At 73.1% G+C, this 17,455-nt stretch carries 17 protein-coding genes; 9 read left to right on the forward strand and 8 right to left on the reverse strand.

The features are described from left to right. Window position 1 precedes the first annotated feature (1 nt). Both OHA99_RS07170 and OHA99_RS07175 read left to right on the forward strand, forming a co-directional pair. The gene (locus OHA99_RS07170; RefSeq protein ID WP_153177375.1) at window positions 2-361 is read left to right on the forward strand and encodes a DUF742 domain-containing protein; all 360 of its coding nucleotides are present in this window, start codon (window positions 2-4) and stop codon (window positions 359-361) included. Further along, window positions 348-962 carry an ATP/GTP-binding protein gene (locus tag OHA99_RS07175; protein WP_164382523.1) on the forward strand — a complete coding sequence of 205 codons (615 nt, stop codon included), beginning with the start codon at window positions 348-350 and terminating at the stop codon, window positions 960-962. Before OHA99_RS07170 ends, OHA99_RS07175 begins: the two co-directional genes overlap by 14 nt. A gap of 45 nt (window positions 963-1,007) precedes the next feature. Here OHA99_RS07175 and OHA99_RS07180 read toward each other — a convergent pair whose 3' ends face one another. The 4 genes from OHA99_RS07180 to OHA99_RS07195 all read right to left on the reverse strand — a co-directional run bounded on the left by OHA99_RS07180 (window position 1,008) and on the right by OHA99_RS07195 (window position 4,565). After that, on the reverse strand, window positions 1,008-1,970 hold the full coding sequence (locus tag OHA99_RS07180) for an ABC transporter substrate-binding protein (RefSeq protein WP_153177376.1): 963 nt from the start codon (window positions 1,968-1,970) through the stop codon (window positions 1,008-1,010). A gap of 77 nt (window positions 1,971-2,047) precedes the next feature. Next, window positions 2,048-2,713 carry an ABC transporter permease gene (locus tag OHA99_RS07185; RefSeq protein WP_153177377.1) on the reverse strand — a complete coding sequence of 222 codons (666 nt, stop codon included), beginning with the start codon at window positions 2,711-2,713 and terminating at the stop codon, window positions 2,048-2,050. After that, window positions 2,710-3,411 carry an ABC transporter permease gene (locus OHA99_RS07190; protein ID WP_153177378.1) on the reverse strand — a complete coding sequence of 234 codons (702 nt, stop codon included), beginning with the start codon at window positions 3,409-3,411 and terminating at the stop codon, window positions 2,710-2,712. The genes OHA99_RS07185 and OHA99_RS07190 overlap by 4 nt, the downstream gene beginning before the upstream one ends. Next, complete coding sequence (locus tag OHA99_RS07195; RefSeq protein ID WP_194279890.1) at window positions 3,408-4,565, reverse strand: ABC transporter ATP-binding protein; 1,158 nt, start codon at window positions 4,563-4,565, stop codon at window positions 3,408-3,410. Before OHA99_RS07195 ends, OHA99_RS07190 begins: the two co-directional genes overlap by 4 nt. Window positions 4,566-4,834: 269 nt before the next feature. On the opposite strand from OHA99_RS07195, the gene OHA99_RS07200 reads away from it, so the two are divergent. After that, window positions 4,835-5,542 carry a response regulator transcription factor gene (locus tag OHA99_RS07200; RefSeq protein WP_153177380.1) on the forward strand — a complete coding sequence of 236 codons (708 nt, stop codon included), beginning with the start codon at window positions 4,835-4,837 and terminating at the stop codon, window positions 5,540-5,542. Then, window positions 5,539-6,978, forward strand: a complete 1,440-nt coding sequence (locus OHA99_RS07205; protein ID WP_153177381.1) for a cell wall metabolism sensor histidine kinase WalK — start codon at window positions 5,539-5,541, stop codon at window positions 6,976-6,978. The genes OHA99_RS07200 and OHA99_RS07205 overlap by 4 nt, the downstream gene beginning before the upstream one ends. Window positions 6,979-6,993: 15 nt before the next feature. Here the strand turns inward: OHA99_RS07205 and msrB are convergent, their stop codons facing one another. The 4 genes from msrB to OHA99_RS07225 all read right to left on the reverse strand — a co-directional run bounded on the left by msrB (window position 6,994) and on the right by OHA99_RS07225 (window position 10,389). Continuing rightward, the gene (gene msrB / locus OHA99_RS07210; protein ID WP_366473962.1) at window positions 6,994-7,401 is read right to left on the reverse strand and encodes a peptide-methionine (R)-S-oxide reductase MsrB; all 408 of its coding nucleotides are present in this window, start codon (window positions 7,399-7,401) and stop codon (window positions 6,994-6,996) included. Between the two features lie 6 nt (window positions 7,402-7,407). After that, a complete protein-coding gene (murC, locus tag OHA99_RS07215; RefSeq protein ID WP_405694789.1) occupies window positions 7,408-8,820 on the reverse strand; it encodes a UDP-N-acetylmuramate--L-alanine ligase in 1,413 nt (470 codons plus the stop codon). Between the two features lie 74 nt (window positions 8,821-8,894). Continuing rightward, on the reverse strand, window positions 8,895-9,368 hold the full coding sequence (locus OHA99_RS07220) for a hypothetical protein (RefSeq protein WP_007445345.1): 474 nt from the start codon (window positions 9,366-9,368) through the stop codon (window positions 8,895-8,897). Between the two features lie 217 nt (window positions 9,369-9,585). Beyond that, complete coding sequence (locus OHA99_RS07225) at window positions 9,586-10,389, reverse strand: pyrimidine reductase family protein (protein WP_405694791.1); 804 nt, start codon at window positions 10,387-10,389, stop codon at window positions 9,586-9,588. Window positions 10,390-11,397: 1,008 nt separating this feature from the next. Between OHA99_RS07225 and zapE the strand changes: the two genes are divergently transcribed. The 5 genes from zapE (at window position 11,398) to OHA99_RS07250 (ending at window position 17,440) form a co-directional block, all read left to right on the forward strand. Further along, entirely contained in the window at window positions 11,398-12,534 is a 1,137-nt protein-coding gene (zapE, locus tag OHA99_RS07230) for a cell division protein ZapE (protein ID WP_381499135.1), read from the forward strand. A 91-nt stretch (window positions 12,535-12,625) separates the two neighbouring features. Continuing rightward, window positions 12,626-13,426, forward strand: coding sequence for a slipin family protein (locus OHA99_RS07235; protein WP_405694794.1), 801 nt, complete (start codon window positions 12,626-12,628; stop codon window positions 13,424-13,426). A 90-nt stretch (window positions 13,427-13,516) separates the two neighbouring features. Beyond that, window positions 13,517-14,884 carry a PhoX family protein gene (locus OHA99_RS07240; protein ID WP_153177386.1) on the forward strand — a complete coding sequence of 456 codons (1,368 nt, stop codon included), beginning with the start codon at window positions 13,517-13,519 and terminating at the stop codon, window positions 14,882-14,884. Between the two features lie 66 nt (window positions 14,885-14,950). Continuing rightward, window positions 14,951-16,474 (forward strand): FAD-dependent oxidoreductase, encoded by a 1,524-nt coding sequence (locus OHA99_RS07245; protein WP_405694796.1) that lies wholly within the window; start codon window positions 14,951-14,953, stop codon window positions 16,472-16,474. Window positions 16,475-16,564: 90 nt separating this feature from the next. Next, entirely contained in the window at window positions 16,565-17,440 is an 876-nt protein-coding gene (locus tag OHA99_RS07250) for a polysaccharide deacetylase family protein (RefSeq protein WP_405694798.1), read from the forward strand. The last annotated feature ends 15 nt before the right edge of the window (window positions 17,441-17,455 follow it).

Here is a 17,455-nt window from a genome sequence, read left to right on the forward strand (position 1 = left end):
CGTGACCGGAGGCGACGCGGGGGGCCGGCTCGTGCGGCCGTTCACCCTGACCGGCGGCCGGACCCGGCCCAGCCGCGCCGACTTCACCCTCATCACGACGGTGACCGCCGTCGACCCGCAGCCCGTCCGGGCGGCGCGGCCGCAGCCCGAGCACCTGCGGATCCTGCGGCTGTGCGCGGAGCCCCTCGCGGTGGCGGAGGTCGCGGCCCGTCTCGACCTGCCGGTGAGCGTGGTCGTCATCCTGCTCTCGGACCTGCTGGAGGCCGGCCGGATCACCGCCCGGCCGCCGCACCTCGTCTCCCGTGCCACTCCCGACCTGGACCTGCTGCAGAAAGTGAGGGACGGCCTTGGCCGGCTCTGAGCGCGTCGCCGAGACGGCGTCCACGGCACCCGCACGCTCCACCGCGCCGGACGCGGTGAAGATCCTCGTCGCGGGCGGTTTCGGCGTCGGCAAGACCACCATGGTCGGATCGGTCAGCGAGATCGCCCCGCTGCGCACCGAGGAACCGCTGACCGCGGCGGGCCTGGGCGTCGACGACCTCGCCGGCATCGAGGAGAAGCGGGCCACGACCGTGGCGCTGGACTTCGGCCGGATATCCATCGGCCGGGACCTGGTGCTGTACCTCTTCGGTACGCCCGGTCAGCAGCGGTTCTGGTTCATGTGGAACGACCTGGCGATCGGGGCGCTCGGTGCGGTGGTCCTGGTGGACGTGCGCAGGCCGGAGTCGAGTTTCGCCGCGATCGACTTCTTCGAGCGGCGGGGCATCCCGTTCGTCGTCGCCGTCAACGGCTTCCACGGCCGGCACCCGTACCCGGCCGCGGAGATCCGCGAGGCCCTCGCGCTGCCGGAGCACGTGCAGGTGTTGCTGTGCGACGCGCGGGAGCGGGCCTCCAGCCGGGACGTCCTCATCGCCCTGATCGACCAGCTGATCGACGCCGCGGCCGGGACCGCGGCGTCGTGACGGCGGCCCCGGCGACGGCTGCTGCGGCTGCGGCTGCGGCTGCGGTCAGCCGAGGCCCGCGGACTTGAGCCATTCCTTGGCCACGTCCAGCGGGTCCTTCTTGTCCAGCTGGACCTGGGCGTCGAGGTCGAGGAGCGTCTTGGTGTCCAGCTTGGCGGAGACCGCGTCGAGCGTGGCCACGCCCTCCTCGGACAGCCCCTCCTTGTTGACCAGCGGGGTGACGTTCGCGTAGCCGAAGAGGTTCTCCGGGTCCTTCAGGACGACGAACTTCTCCTTGATGATGGTCGGGTCGGTGGTGAAGACGTCCGCCGCCTGCACGGTGTTCTTGGTCAGCGCCGACTGGGTCAGCGGACCGCCCGCGTCGAGCGCCTTGAACGACTTGAACTTCAGCCCGTACACCGACTCCAGCCCCTTGAGGCCCTGCTGCCGGGTCTGGAACTCGGGCGAGCCGCCGATCACCAGGTCCGGTGCGACGTCCTTGAGGTCGGCGAGGGTCGACTCGGCGGTGAGGCCGTGCTTCTTCGCCGTCTCGGCGTTGACGCTCACCGAGTCCTTGTTCTCGGCCGGCGAGGACTCCAGCAGCGTCAGCTTCTTGTCGAGCTTCGCCTTCGCCGCCTCGTTCACCGCGTCGGCGGACTTCTGCTCGGCCTTCGGGTCGAGGTAGGCGAGGAGCGAGCCGTTGTACTCCGGCAGCACCGTGACGGACCCGTTCTTCATCAGGCCGTACGTGGTCTCGCGGCTGCCGATGTTGTGCTTGTAGGTGACCTTGAGCCCCTTGGCCTTGAGGGCCTCCCCGTAGATGTCGGCGAGCAGGGTGCTCTCGGCGAAGTTGTTCGAGCCGACGACGACGGTGCCGGCCTCCGCCTTCTCCCCCGCCAGCGGATTGTCGGACGTGTCGTCGGAGTCGGAGGAACAGCCCGCGAGCAGCGCCGCCGCGGCGGTGAGCGCGACGACGGCCGCGCCGGTGTGCCTCGTCCTGGACCTGCTGCTCTTGGCGGTGAAAGTCATCCGTCGATCCAAACGAGCCACTTGCCGGTCAGTCAAGAACGGCCTGGTTACGGTTTCTTTGCCGCCGGGTGCCCCGGTCATCGTCTGCGCACCCCCGGCGACACCGCGAACCGCCCGGCCGCCCAGAACACGGCGAGGGTGACGAGTGCGAGCAGGGCGGTCAGCGTGGCGCCGCCGACCACCTTCTCGTAGTCGCGCTGGTAGAGCCCGTCGATGATGTACCGGCCGAGCCCGCCGAGACTGACGTACGCGGCGATGGTCGCCGTCGACACGACCTGGATGGCGGCCGAGCGCAGCCCGCTGAGGACCAGCGGGAGGGCGACGGGCAGTTCGACCCGGAAGAGGATGCCGGTCTCGTGCATGCCCATGCCGCGCGCCGCGTCCACCGGGGCGGGGTCGACGGAGCGGACCGCCTCGTAGGTGGTCACCAGGATCGGCGGGACGGCGAGCACGACCAGGGGGACCATCACGGGCAGCAGGCCGATGCCGACGACGACGGCGATCAGCACCAGCAGACCGAAGCTGGGCAGGGCGCGGGCGGCGGTGGCGACGAAGGCGACGGCGTTGCCGCCGCGTCCGGTGTGGCCGGTGAGCAGCCCGACGGGCAGCCCGATCGCGGCGGCGAGGCCGAGGGCCATCAGCGTGTACTGGACGTGCTCCACCAGGCGGGTGGGGATGCCGTCGTAGCCGTGCCAGTGGGCGCTGTCGCTGAAGAAGGCGTTGACGAAGTTCAGGACGTTCACTTGGCGGCCGCCTCCCGGGGCTCGGGCCGCGCCGCGGCCTCCTTGGGGCGTTGCCGCCTGCCCCGCGGCATCCACGGGGTCAGCAGGTTGCGGACCAGGACGAGGAGCGCGTCGCACAGGATGGCCAGTACGGCGGTGGTGAGGACGGAGTTGACCGCCAGTTCCGGCCGGCCGTACTTCTGGGCGTCCGCGAGCAGGTTGCCGAGGGCGCCCTGGTTGCCGATGAGCGCGCCGACGCTGACCAGCGAGATGCTGGAGGCGACGGCGACCCGCAGGCCGGCCAGGATCGCGGGCACCGCGATCGGCAACTGCACCTGGAGATAGCGCCGCACCGGTCCGAAGCCCATGGCCGTGGACGCGGCCAGCGTCTCCTCGGGCACCGACCTGACGCCGTCGACGATGGCCGGGACGAGCACCACCAGGCTGTACACGGCCAGCGGGATCATCACCGTCAGTTCGGTCTGGCCGGTGTAGTCGATGAGGACCACGAAGACGGCCAGCGACGGGATGGCGTAGAACACAGTCGTCACGCCGAGCACGGGCGGGTACAGCCAGCGGAAGCGCACACAGAGCTGGGCGAGGGGCAGCGCGGCGAGCAGGCCGGCCAGCACCGGCAGCAGTGCCTCGCGCAGGTGCAGGCCGATCAGGCCGAAGTAGGTGTTGTCGAGGTCGCTCGGGATGTCGAAGAAGCCGTTCACGGGGCGACCTTCGTGACGTCGGCGGGCTCCTCGGTCGCGCGCTCGCCGCCGGGGCTTCCGGCGCCGTGGGCGGTGCGGATCGCCTCGCCGATGGTCTGCTGGGAGACGACGCCGGTGACCCGCCCGTCGGTGTCCACGGCGACGGCCCAGCCGGTCGGGGAGAGCACCGCGCAGTCCAGGGCGGCCCGCAGCGAGTCGGTGCCGGGCACGAACGGCCGCCCGTAGGGCAGCAGCCGGCCGGCCGCGAGGTCCCCGGCGCTCAGGTCGCCCGGCTCGGCCCAGCCCAGCGGCCGGTCGTCCGCGTCGGTCACCAGCAGGTGCGCGGCGCCGTCGGCGGCGGCGAGCTGCTCGGCGCCGGCGTCGGCGCGCACGACCGGGCCCGTGGTCAGCTCCAGGGCGGCGGAGGGGAAGAAGGAGAGCCGCCGGATGCCGCGGTCGGCGCCGAGGAAGTCCTCGACGAAGTCGTCCGCGGGGTCGGACAGCAGCTCGGCGGGCGGTGCGAACTGGGCGAGCCGGCCGCCGGTGCGCATCACCGCGACCATGGTGCCCAGTTTGATGGCCTCGTCGATGTCGTGAGTGACGAAGACGATGGTCTTGCCCAGTTCGTCCTGGATGCGCAGGAGTTCGTCCTGGAGTCCCTTGCGGACCACGGGGTCGACGGCGGAGAACGGCTCGTCCATGAGCAGCACCGGCGGGTCGGCGGCGAGCGCGCGGGCCACGCCGACGCGCTGCTGCTGGCCGCCGGAGAGCTGGTAGGGGTAGCGCGTGCCGAGGGAGGCGTCGAGTCCCACGCGTTCCATCAGCTCCGCCGCCCGCTCGCGGGACTTCTGCTTGCCGCGGCCGAGCATGCGCGGCACGGTGGCGATGTTGTCGAGGATCGTGCGGTGCTGGAAGAGCCCCGCGTTCTGGATGACGTACCCCATCGACCGGCGCAGTGTGGTGACCGGTTGCCGCTGGAGGTCCTCGCCGTCGAGCAGGATCGTTCCCTCGCTCGGCTCGACCATTCTGTTGATCATCCGCAGGGTCGTGGTCTTGCCGCAGCCCGAGGGTCCGACGAGGACCGTGATCGAGCGGTCGGGTATCTCCAGCGTCAGCCGGTCGACCGCCACGGTGCCGTCCGGGTACCGCTTGGTGACTGAGTCCATCCGTATCAAAACGCCGAATACCCTTCGGGAGTGGCAGAAGCTGCCCGCTCCGGCCGCGGTCGGTGGGGCTGTCGCCGGTCGAGTGTAGACGGCTGGTCAGCGGGGCCCCCGTTGCTCCGGGGCGACTCCTTCCCGCTGCTCGGGGGTTCACACCGGGAATCCGCGGGCGCTTCCCGGCCCGGCGGCCGCCTGTCGGTCACCTGTCGGTCTGCTGTCGATCGGGCGGCGACGGTCCGCACTCCCTGGGACGCGGGCGGCCGGTGGCGCAGTATGAGCGGGTGGAGAAAGTACGCCTGCTCGTGGTGGACGACGACCCGCCCATCGCCGACCTCGTGGCCACCGTCGCCCGCTACGAGGGCTGGGAGGCGGTCACGGCCAACTCGGGCGAACAGGCGCTGCGCCTGGCCGCCGGGTTCCGGCCGGACATCGTGGTGCTCGACCTGATGCTGCCCGACGTCGACGGCTTCGGGGTCCTGGACCGGCTGCGCGGCGCCGGGACGATGGTGCCGGTGGTGTTCCTCACCGCGCGCGACGGGGTGGCCGACCGGGTGGCGGGGCTGACCCGCGGCGGCGACGACTACCTGGTCAAGCCGTTCGCCGTGGAGGAGTTGATGGCCCGGCTGCGCACCGTGCTGCGGCGCAGCACCGGCCCGGGTTTCCGGCGCTCGGTGCTGAAGGTGGCGGACCTGGTGATGGACGAGGACTCCCGTGAGGTGCGGCGCGGCGAACGGCGGCTGTCGCTGACGCCGACCGAGTACGAGGTGCTGCGCTACCTGATGCGCAGGTCGCCGGCGGTGCTGACCAAGGCACAGATCCTCGACCACGTGTGGGAGTACGGCTTCGGCGGCCGGTCCAACGTCGTGGAGCTGGTCGTCAGCCGGCTGCGCCGCAAGCTGGACGGTGCCCACGGCGCCGGCGGCACGGGTGAGCCGCTGATCCAGACGGTGCGGGGCTTCGGCTATGTGATCCGGCAGGCGGCCGGGTGATACGCCGGTGGTGGCGCGCGTACCGCGGCTCGCGGCTCGGCACCCGGCTGGCGCTGGGGCTCGGGGTGCTGTCGCTGGTGGTGTTCGCCGTGGTCGGCACGGTGCTGACGACCTACATGCGGGAGTACCTGGAACGCCAGCTCGCCGACCAGATGAAGCTGGTGCAGGTGGTGCAGTCCAAGGACGCGGCGGCGCACGGCACGGTCGAGCGCAAGCCGTACTACGGCTGGTACACGGCCGTGTACGACGTGTCCGGCGGCTCGGCGGACCTGCGCACGCCCGCCGAGGTGCCGGCGGACAGCGGGGCGCTGGCCGCCCTGGCGCGGACCATGGCCCGCTCGGACGAGGACCTCACCCGTACCGTGCGCATCGGCGGGCACGGCCCCTATCTGCTGCGGGCCTGCGAGGTCGAACCGGGGGTGGTGCTGGTGAGCGCGGCGCCCCTGGGCGACGTCGAGGACACCGTGGAGCAGCTGATCACGGTGCAGGTCGTCGTCTTCGGGCTGGCGCTTGCGGCCCTGGTGGTGTTCGGCCGGCGGATGCTGCGGCGCGGTCTGAAGCCGCTGAGCGACATGGCGAGCACCGCCCACGGCATCGCCTCGCACGACCTGACCGAGTCGGCCGCGCGGCTGTCGCTGCGGGCCGACGGGCGGGACGGCGGCCAGGAGGTGGCGGAGCTGCGGACCGCGTTCAACACGATGCTGGAGCACATCGACGCGTCACTGGCGGTGCGTGCGCGGGCCGAGCAGCGGCTGCGCCGGTTCGTCGCGGACGCCTCCCACGAGCTGCGCACCCCGCTGATGTCCGTACGGGGTTACGCCGACCTCTTCCAGTACGCGCCGGCCAACGCCCCCGGTGAGCGGGAGCGGCACCTGGCCCGGCTGCGCGCCGAGGCGGCCCGGATGGGGGCGCTCCTGGACGATCTGCTGCTGCTCGCCCGGCTGGACGCGGACGAGGTGGAGGCGCCGCTGCGGTGGGAGGAGGCGGACCTGGCGGAGCTGGTGCGGCAGGCGGCCGAGGCCTTCCGCGCCGCCCGGCCCGACCGTCCGCTCACGGTGACGGTGGCGTCCGGGGCGCAGGCGCCGTTGCTGCGCCTGGATCCGCAGCGGATCCGGCAGGTGCTGGACAACCTGCTCACCAACGCGGCCGTGCACACTCCGCCCGGCACCAAGGTCGCGGTCACGGTCTCCGGTGCGCCGGGGGCGGCCCGGGTGTCGGTCGCCGACACGGGCCCCGGTGTCCCGGCGGCCGACCGGGACCGGATCTTCGACCGCTTCTACCGCGTGGACAAGGCCCGCAGCCGCGACCGGGGCGGCAGCGGCCTGGGCCTGTCGGTCGCCGCCTCACTGGTGCGGGCGCACGGCGGCACGATCGAGCTGGCCGGCGAGCCGGGAGCGACGGTGTTCACGGTGACGCTCCCGGCCGGCCGCCGGTGACCCGGGCGGCGGGCCCTAGCCCTCCGTGGGCGCGAGCCGCAGCGAGATGCTGTTGATGCAGTACCGCTGGTCGGTCGGGGTCGGGTAGCCCTCGCCCTTGAAGACGTGCCCGAGGTGCGAACCGCACTTGGCGCAGCGCACCTCGGTGCGGACCGTGCCGTGGGAGCGGTCCTCGATCAGCTCGACCGCGTCGGTGTCGCTCGGGTCGTAGAAGGACGGCCAGCCGCAGTGCGACTCGAACTTGGTCGTGGAGGTGAACAGCTCCGCACCGCAGGCGCGGCAGGAGTAGACGCCCTCGGTCTTGGTGTCGGTGTACTCACCGGTGAAGGCCGGCTCCGTGCCGGCCTGGCGCAGCACGGCGTACTCGGCCGGGGCCAGCTCCGCCCGCCACTGCTCGTCCGGCTTCTCGACGTCGTACGACATGAGTCCTCAGCCCCTTACTTCTTGCTTCGGCTTGCTCGACAGCTCGTCCAGGATGCGCGGTCCGAGGTCGGTGACGTCGCCCGCGCCCATGGTGAGAACGAGATCACCGGCCTTCGCCATTCCCGCGACCAGCGCGGGCGCCGCGTCCTTGTCGTGGACCGGCGTGACGTCGGCACCGGCCGCCCGGGCCGCCTCGATGATCAGCTCGCTGGTGATGCCCGGGATGGGGTCCTCGCGGGCCGGGTAGATGTCGAGGACGACCGAGGCGTCGGCGAGGTCCAGCGCCTGGCCCATCTCCTTGCCCAGCTCCTGGGTGCGGGAGAAGAGGTGCGGCTGGAAGAGGACCAGGATGCGGGCGTCGCCGACCGCGGCGCGCATGGCCTCCAGGTCGGCGGTCATCTCGGTGGGGTGGTGGGCGTAGGAGTCGACGACCTGGACGCCGGCCGCCTCGCCCTTGAGCTGGAGGCGCCGCTTGACGCCGGTGTAGGCGGCCAGCGCGGGGGCCAGCTCGGCGGCGGGGACACCGAGGGCGGCGCCCGCGGCGAGGGCGGCGACCGCGTTGTGGGCGTAGTGCCGGCCGGGGACGGAGACGGCGAAGGTCCGCTCGGCCCCGTCCATGACGACGGTGACCTCGCTCTTCAGGCCCTGCGGGACGACCGACAGGATGCGCACGTCGGCGTCCTCGGACTCCCCGTACGTCACCGTCCGCACCCGTCCGGCCAGCCGCCGGGTCAGCTCCCGGGCGCCCTCGTGGTCGGCCGCGATCACCAGGGTGCCGCCGGGGACGATCCGGTCGGCGAAGGTCTCGAAGGACTCGTAGATCTCGTCCATCGAGGCGTAGTTGGCGTGGTGGTCCAGCTCGACGTTGAGGACGATGGCGACCTCGGGGGCGTACTTGTGGAAGCTGCGGTCGCTTTCATCCGCCTCAGCGACGAAGAAGTCGCCGTCGCCGTGGAGGGCGTTGGAGCCGGGGGCGTCCAGGTCGCCGCCGATCGCGTACGAGGGCTTCAGGCCCAGCGCGGACAGGGAGACCGCCAGCATCGAGGTGGTGGTGGTCTTGCCGTGGGTGCCGGCCACGGCGATCGGCCGCAGGCCGTTCATCAGGGCGGCCAGGGCGTCGGAGCGGTGCACGACCGGGATGCCCAGCTCGGCGGCGCGGGCCAGCTCCGGATTGTCCTCGCGGATGGCCGAGGACACGACCACGCAGCTCGCGTCGTCGGCGAGGTGGTCCGCCGCGTGCCCGATGTGCACGGTGGCGCCCAGCGCGCGCAGCGCCTCGGCGGTCGCGGACTCCTTGGCGTCGCTGCCCGCCACGGCGGCGCCGCGCTGGGCGAGGATCTTGGCGATGCCCGACATTCCGGCGCCGCCGATGCCGATGAAGTGCGGTCGGTCCATGGCGGTAGGAAGGCCGGGTGCCATGCGCTGTTCTCCCAGGGTGATCCGTGCGTGATCCGTTGACGGGCGCGCCCCCTCGGCGGGGGCGCGGCACCAGCCTATGCCTTGCTGTGGGAGAAGAGTTTCAGGACCGGTACGCCGACCTTGTGCCGGGCCCGGGAGGCCCAGTCCCGATGGAAGAACTCCTCCACGTAGTGGGGATCGGTCAGGACGATCACTTCGTCCGCCGCGATCTCCATGACCAGGGCCTTGAGCTCCTCCAGCGGGTGGTTCTCGATCAGCCGGCCCTCGGCCCTGGCGCCGGACGCGCGCAGGGCGGCGAGGGACACCTCCAGGGCCCGCTCCCCCACGCTCTGCGCCTCCCGCCCCTCCGGGGTCTCCCCCTCCCGTACGGCGTCGTCGAGCTCGCCGAGCGCGACGTCGTCGATGGCCCGCAGCAGCCGGTCGGCCTGATCGCCGCGCGGCTGGAGCAGCACGTGGAAGGCGACCTGCTCGTCCCCGTGCAAGGTCGTGACGAACTCCACGTCGGCGGACGTCAGGGCCTTCTCGATCATCAAAACGCTTGTGAACACCAGGCGCCCCTTCTCCTTCGAGGGCCCGTGGGCCCACCCTCCGTAGGCCGTACCGGACCCTGCGGAAACCATCCTGCCCCGCCATCGCACGGGTACTGCCGGATTCAGTGTGCCCGGCGCGGACTAAACGGAACGGAAGATTCCGCCGATTCCCGGATGTGCGGTAACGACCGAACGGCTGTCCGGTCGTCGCCGCCCACACCTGCCCGGGATCGCCCTAGTCACGCCGGTAGCGGCTGAAGAGGAAACCTTCCTCCTCCAGCAGGGACGCCAGTGCGAACCGCCGCGGGACCTCGACCGCCGGTCCGCCCGCGATCCGCTGCGCGTCCCCCGCGGCCATCATCGGGGAGACGGTCAGGCACAGCTCGTCGAGCACACCGGCCGCGACGAACTGGCCCAGCAGCCGCGGTCCGCCCTCGGTCAGCAGCCGGGTGTGCCCCAGCCCGGCGAGCGCCGCGACGGCACGGGCCGGGTCGACGCCGACGCCGTCACCGGCGATCACGACCCGGGCCCCGGCCTTCTCGGCGGCCGCGATCCGGTCGGGGGCCGCGGCGGCTCCGGTCAGGATCAGGGTGGGTACGAGGGGGGAGGTGAACAGCGGCAGGGAGAAGTCCAGCTCCAGGCTTGCGCTGACCACCGCGATCGCCGGCACGGGTGCCTGGCCGGCCGCCCGCCGCGCCTCGGCGAAGTCCGCCCGCGCGCGTGCCGGACGGTACCCCTCCTGGCGTACGGTCTCGGCGCCGGCGACCACCACGTCCGCCAGCGCGCGCAGGGTGCCGAAGATCCGCATGTCGGCCGCGCTGGAGATGGGCTGGGAGCGGCCGTCGTGCTGGGCGGCGCCGTCGAGGGTGGAGACCATGTTGGCCCGCAGCCACGCCCCCCGCCGCCCGTCCGGCTCGGGGTAGGCGTAGGCCGCGGCCAGCTCGGCGAGGCTCCACTCCCGGTCGGTACCGTCGAGGCCCGGGCCGGCTGTCTGATCGGTCACAGGGGCCACGGGGGGTGCAGGGAACAGGCGTCGCATGCCGTGCAGTGTTCCACGCCCCCACCCACCCGGCCGCCCGACCGCCCCAGCCGCGCAGCCACCCGGCCGCCCCAGCCCGCAGAGCCGCCCCACCGCGGCAGACGTGCCGCTCGCCCATCCGCGCAACCGCCACAGACACCCCAGCCCGCGCAGCCGCCACAGACACCCCAGCCCGCGCAGCCGCCTCAGACGCGCCGGCTCGCCCAGCCGCCGAGCCGCCCAGCCGTGGGGCTGTCCAGCCGCCCTAGCCGCGCCGCCGCCCAGCCGCAGAGCTGCCCTATCCGCGCCACCACCCAGCCCTCCCTACCGCGCAACCGTCCAGACGCGGAGCCGCCCAGCCTCCCCAGCTCACGCCGCCGCCCAGCCGCAGAGCTGCCCTATCCGCGCCACCACCCAGCCCTCCCTACCGCGCAACCGTCCAGACGCGGAGCCGCCCAGCCTCCCCAGCTCACGCCGCCGCCCAGCCGCAGAGCTGCCCTATCCGCGCCACCACCCAGCCTCCCTGCCGCGCAACCGTCCAGACGCGGAGCCGCCCAGCCTCCCCAGCTCACGCCGCCGCCCAGCCGCAGAGCTGCCCTATCCGCGCCACCACCCAGCCTCCCTGCCGCGCAACCGTCCAGACGCGGAGCCGCCCAGCCTCCCCAGCTCACGCCGCCGCCCAGCCGCCGCAGATGCCCCAGCCCGCCCAGCCGCGGAGCGCCCAGCCGCGCAACCGCGCAACCGCGCAACCGCGCAACCGCGCAACCGCGCAACCGCGGAGCTGCCCACAGCGCGCCCAGCCGGGCAACCGCGGGCAATCGTGCCGCCAGGGGCGGCACGGGTGGGCGCGGCGGCACCCCGCGACGCCGGGCCACGCCCCCCACCCCCGCTCCACAGCGACCCCGGACACCCACCCACCACCGGCCCACCGCCCCCACCTCCGCACCCCTCGCACAGTGACCCCGCACAGCGCCCCCGTACAGCGCCACAGCGACACCCGCCCCCGAGCAGGGCCTACCATGGACCCCCGTGTCCTCCTCCTCCCCCGCCCCCGGTTCCGCCCCCTCCGGCCACCCCCTCATAGCCGGGGCGGCGTCCGAGTCCGCCCCGCTGTCCCTGTGCGCCCGCGAGCCCCACGTCCCCGCGGACCGCCTGGTCGCCGAGATGGTGCCCCCGCCCCGCTTCGACTCGGTCCGCTTCGGCACGTACATCCCGGATCCGAACCAGCCCAGCCAGACCGAGGCCGTACGGGTCCTGGAGGGCTTCGCGGCCGGACTGGGCGAGGCCCCCGGCGCGGCGTCCGGCGGCAGGCGCGGGTTCTTCGGATTCGGCCGCGGCAGGACGCCGAAGCCCCCGGCCGGCCCCCGCGGCGTGTACCTCGACGGCGGCTACGGCGTCGGCAAGACACACCTGCTGGCCTCCCTGTGGCACGCCACCCCCGCCGAGCCCTCCCGCAAGGCCTTCGGCACCTTCGTGGAACTGACCAACCTCGTCGGCGCCCTCGGCTTCCAGCAGACCGTGCGGACCCTCTCCGGGCACCGCCTCCTGTGCATCGACGAGTTCGAACTGGACGACCCCGGCGACACCGTCCTCGTCTCCAGCCTGCTCGCCCGGCTCGTGGAGGCGGGCGTGGCGCTCGCCGCCACCTCCAACACGCTGCCCGGCAAGCTCGGCGAGGGCCGCTTCGCGGCGGCCGACTTCCTGCGCGAGATCCAGGGCCTGTCCGCCCACTTCCGCGCCCTGCGCATCGACGGCGAGGACTACCGCCACCGCGGTCTGCCCGAGGCCCCGGCGCCGTACTCCGACGACCGGGTGACCCGCGCGGCACAGGCCACCGAAGGTGCCTCCCTGGACGACTTCCCCGCCCTCCTCGACCACCTGGCCCGCGTCCACCCCAGCCGCTACGGCGCGCTGACCGACGGTCTCACCGCCGTGTGCCTGACCGGGGTGCGCCCGGTGCCGGACCAGTCGACGGCGCTGCGGCTGGTGGTGCTCGCGGACCGGCTCTACGACCGTGAGGTGCCCGTCCTGGCCTCCGGGCTGCCCTTCGACCGGCTCTTCAGCGAGGAGATGCTAAAGGGCGGGTACCGCAAGAAGTACTTCCGGGCGATCTCCCGGCTCACCGCGCTGGCCCGGGACGCGGCACGGCTCGTCGAGACCCCCTGACGGCGCCCCGGCGCAGGCCCTGACACAGGCCCGATGCCGGGCCTATCGTGACAGTAAGGGTGAAAACGGTCCTCCGGGTGAGGAGGTCGCCATGGTCCAGGAGCTTCTGACCGCGGTCGCCGCCGCCGGCAGCGCGGGTGTCCTCTACGTCGCCGCCGCGGCGCGGGTCGTCAGGCAGTACGAACGCGGGGTGGTCTTCCGGCTCGGACGGCTCGCGGGGGAGGCGCGCGGTCCCGGGTTCACGATGATCGTGCCGTTCGTCGACCGGTTGCAGAAGGTGAACCTCCAGATCGTCACGCTGCCGGTGCCCGCCCAGGAGGGCATCACCCGCGACAACGTCACCGTGCGGGTGGACGCGGTCGTCTACTTCAAGGTGGTCGACGCGGCCAATGCGCTGATCCGGGTCGAGGACTACCGGTTCGCCGTCTCGCAGATGGCCCAGACCTCGCTGCGCTCCATCATCGGCAAGAGCGACCTGGACGACCTGCTGTCCGACCGGGAGAAGCTGAACCAGGGGCTGGAGTTGATGATCGACAGTCCCGCGGTCGGCTGGGGCGTGCAGATCGACCGGGTCGAGATCAAGGACGTGTCCCTGCCGGACACCATGAAACGCTCGATGGCCCGCCAGGCCGAGGCCGACCGTGAGCGGCGCGCCCGGGTGATCAACGCCGATGCCGAACTTCAGGCGTCGAAGGTGCTCGCGGAGGCGGCCCGGGAGATGTCCGAGACGCCCGCGGCCCTGCAACTGCGGCTGCTCCAGACAGTGGTGGCGGTGGCCGCCGAGAAGAACTCCACCCTCGTACTGCCCTTCCCCGTGGAGTTGCTGCGCTTCCTGGAGCGGGCGCAGGAGCACCCGGTCGAGCAGCCCGTCGATCACCCGGTCGAGCGGTGACACGAGCGACACGCGTGGTTCCCGGGGCTCCTGGCAGGTGATAGACACGGCGGGGTCACAATCCTGTCCGCCAGCAGGAAGGTCACCGTCATGTCCGCAACTCGACGCCAGGTGCTCGCCCGTACCGGAGCCCTGGGCGCAGGCATCGCCTTCACCGGCGCCCTCTCCGAACTCTTCGCCGGCACCGCCGCCGCCCAGTCCATGGGCCACAGCGGCTACGGCCCCCTCGTCCCCGACCCCGACGGTCTGCTCGACCTGCCCAGGGGCTTCCGCTACCGCGTGCTGTCCCGCGAGGGCGACGAACTGCGCTCCGGTGAGGGCCCGGTGCCGTCCAACCACGACGGCATGTCGGCCTTCCCCGGCAGACACGGCCGCACCCACCTGGTCCGCAACCACGAGAACCGCGCCGACGGCCGCGTCCCGGTCCCCACCGTCAAGGGCCTGACGTACGACCCGGAGGGCAAGGGCGGCTGTACGGCGCTGGAGCTGGACTCCCGCAACCACGTCCTGTCCGAGCGGGTCGCGATCGCCGGCACGGCCGTCAACTGCGCGGGCGGGCCCACGCCCTGGCACACGTGGCTGACCTGCGAGGAGACCGAGGACCGGGCCGGCACCAACGGCTACACGAAGGACCACGGCTTCATCTTCGAGGTCGACCCGGTCGAACCGCACCGCACCGGCGCGGTGCCGCTGACCGCGATGGGCCGCTTCCAGCACGAGGCGATCGCCGTGGACCCGCGGCGCGGGGTCGTCTACGAGACGGAGGACGCCTTCGACCGGCCCTTCGGCCTGTTCTACCGCTTCCTGCCCGAGAAGCCGCTGGGCGGCCGGGGCTCGCTGCGGGCGGGCGGCCGGCTCCAGGCGATGCGGGTGCCCGGCGTGCCCGACCTGTCCTCGATCCAGGAGACGGGCGCGCACTTCGACGGCATCGAGTGGGTGGACGTGCCCGACCCGCTGGCAGCCGAGACGCCGATCCGTTTCCAGGACTTCGGCCGGGGCGGCATCACCCACGCGCAGAAGCTGGAAGGCTGCTACTGGGGCGGGCGCAGCGTGTACTTCGTGTCGTCCTTCGCGCACAGCGACGAGGGCTCGGCCGCCGACCACTACGGCCAGATCTGGCGCTACGACCCCGAGCGGCGCCGGCTCACCCTGGTGATCGTCTTCGGCCCGGACACCGACGTGCAGCTGCCCGGCGAGTCCCCGGACAACATCTGCCTCGCCCCCAGCGGCGGCCTCATGGTCTGCGAGGACGGCAACGGAGCGCAGCACGTCTTCGGTGTGACCCGGCGCGGCGAGGTGTACGCGATGGCACGCGGCGCCCAGAACATCGGGACGGAGGAGGAGCCGGAGTGGGGTGAATTCGCCGGCGTCACCTTCTCCCCCGACGGCGACACGATGTACGTCAACTGCTACACGCCGGGCACCACCTTCGCGGTGACCGGCCCCTGGCGCGGGTAGCGGCGGGGCACAGGCGGGGCGCTCCGTCCGGTCACTGAAGCCGCCACCCCAGGGTACCCGGGCCGCATGACTCAGAACGTGCAGGTCAACGGCTCGTACTGGCTTCAGACGGCACCGGGCGGCGCGCCCCGCCCCGCGCTCGGCGAGGATCTCGACGTGGACGTCGCCGTGATCGGCGCCGGCGTCGCGGGGCTCAGCACGGCCTGGGAGCTGGCGCGGGCCGGGCGGAGCGTGGCGGTCCTGGAGGCCGGGCGGGTCGCCGCCGGCGTCACCGGGTACACCAGCGCCAAGCTGACCGTCCAGCACACCCTGGTCTACGACAGGCTGCGCCGCACCCGCGGCCCCGAGGGCGCCCGGCTGTACGCCCGCTCGCAGTCCGAGGCGGTCGAGCGCGCCGCCGGGATCGTCGCCGAGCTGGACATCGACTGCGAGTGGGAGACCCGCGACGCGTACACGTACGTCCGCGACCCGGGCCGCGTCGACGAGGTGCGGGCCGAGGCGGCCGCCGCGAAGGAGGCGGGGCTGCCGGCGTCCTTCGTGACGGAGACCGGGCTGCCGTTCCCGGTGGCGGGCGCGGTGAAGGTGACCGGGCAGGCGCAGTTCCACCCCCTCAAGTACCTGCGGGCGCTCGCCGCGGACCTGGAGGCGCACGGCGGGCGGATCTTCGAGGACACCACCGTCCAGGGTCTGGACGAGGGCGAGCCCTGCCGGGTGAGGACGGCGGCGGGGGCGACGGTCACCGCCCGGGACGTCGTGGTCGCCACCCACTACCCGATCTTCGACCGTGCCCTGCTCTTCGCCCGCCTCTCCCCGCGCCGCGAGCTGGTCGTCGCCGGGACCGTCGGGGCGGACCGCGACGTGGACGGCATGTACATCACGCCGGAGGAGAACACCCGCTCGGTGCGCACGGCGCCCCTGGACGACGCGGGCCGCCGCCTGCTCCTCGTCACCGGGGAGCACTTCACGCCGGGCACGGGCGACACCCGCGAGCGCTTCGCGACCCTGGCCGCGTGGGCGGACGAGCACTTCCCCGGCGTCGAGCGCACCCATGCCTGGGCCACGCAGGACATCGACCCCACCGACACCGTGGCGATGGCGGGCCCGCTGCACCCGGGCGCGCACCACACGTACGTCGCCACCGGCTTCGGCGGCTGGGGGCTGAGCGGCGGCATCATGGCGGGCCGGCTGCTGACCGCGCAGATCACCGGCGAGGAGTGCGCGTGGAGCGGGCTGTACGACCCGCGCCGGCTGCGCACGGCGGTGCGCGAGGCGCCGGCGCTGCTCAAGACGCAGGCCGAGGTGGCCTGGCACTTCGTCGGCGACCGGCTGCGGCCCACCCCGCCGGTGGAGGCACTGCCGCCGGGCGAGGGCGCGGTGGTCCGGGCGGGCGGTGACCGGCTGGCGGTCTACCGGGACGAGGAGGGCACCCTGCACGCCGTCTCGGCGCGCTGCACCCACCTGGGCTGCCTGGTCGACTTCAACGCTGCCGAGCGTGCCTGGGAGTGCCCCTGCCACGGCTCCCGCTTCGACACGGACGGCAAGGTGATCGAGGGTCCGGCGACGAAGCCGCTGGAGCAGCGGGACATCTGACCCCGGGGGTCTGAGCCGGGTGGGTGACCGGGTCGGCACGTCGACCCACATAGTCATACGAACCGAACATCTCACTTCTACGTTCGTGCGGTGATCAGTCTCGTACGACGTACCACCGCACTCTGCGTCCTCGGCGCCGCCCTCGCCGCCTGCGGCACCCCCGACGCCGGCCAGACCCCCCGTCCCGCACCCTCGGCCCCCGCCCCCTCCTCCCCGTCTCCCTCCCGGACGCCCACCCTCGCCCCGGGCCCCGCGGGCCTCACCCCCGTCTTCGAGCACGGGCCCCGCACCGACGGCGCGAAGGACGGCAGGAAGAACGGCAAAACGGTCGCCCTCACCTTCGACGCCGACATGACCGCCGACCAGGGACCGCGGGCGGCGTCGGGCGAACGGTTCGACAACCCGCAACTGATCGCGACGCTGCGGAGGCTGAAGGTGCCGGCCACGGTCTTCATGACCGGCCGCTGGGCCGAGGAGTACCCGGACCAGGCCCGCTCCCTCGGCCGGGACCCGCGGTTCGAGATCGCCAACCACTCCTACAGCCACTACGCCTACACCGACGACTGCTACGGCCTGCCGACGGTCTCCAAGGACGACATGCGCGCCGACCTGGAGCGCGCGTACGCCGCCTTCGAGAAGGCCGGGGTGCCGAACCCGATGCCGTACTTCCGCTTCCCCGGCGGCTGTTACGACAAGGCGGCCCTCAAGGAGCTGTCGGCGACGGGTGTCACCGCCGTGCAGTGGGACGTGGTGAGCGGGGACGCGTTCGCGACGGACGCCGACGCGGTGACCCGGCAGGTCCTCGACGGGGTGCGGCCGGGGTCGGTCGTCGTCATGCACTGCACGCGCAGCGCCGCCCCGGTGACCGAGGAGGTGGTGCGGGCGGTCGTGCCCGAGCTGCGCCGCCGGGGCTACCGCTTCGTCAAGGTCTCCGAACTGATCGGCGCCGCGAACGGGCGCGGCTGACGTCCCGCGCCGACG

Origin of the sequence: Streptomyces coelicoflavus, from assembly GCF_045041415.1 — a bacterium.
GTDB classification, from domain to species: Bacteria; Actinomycetota; Actinomycetes; order Streptomycetales; family Streptomycetaceae; genus Streptomyces; species Streptomyces coelicoflavus.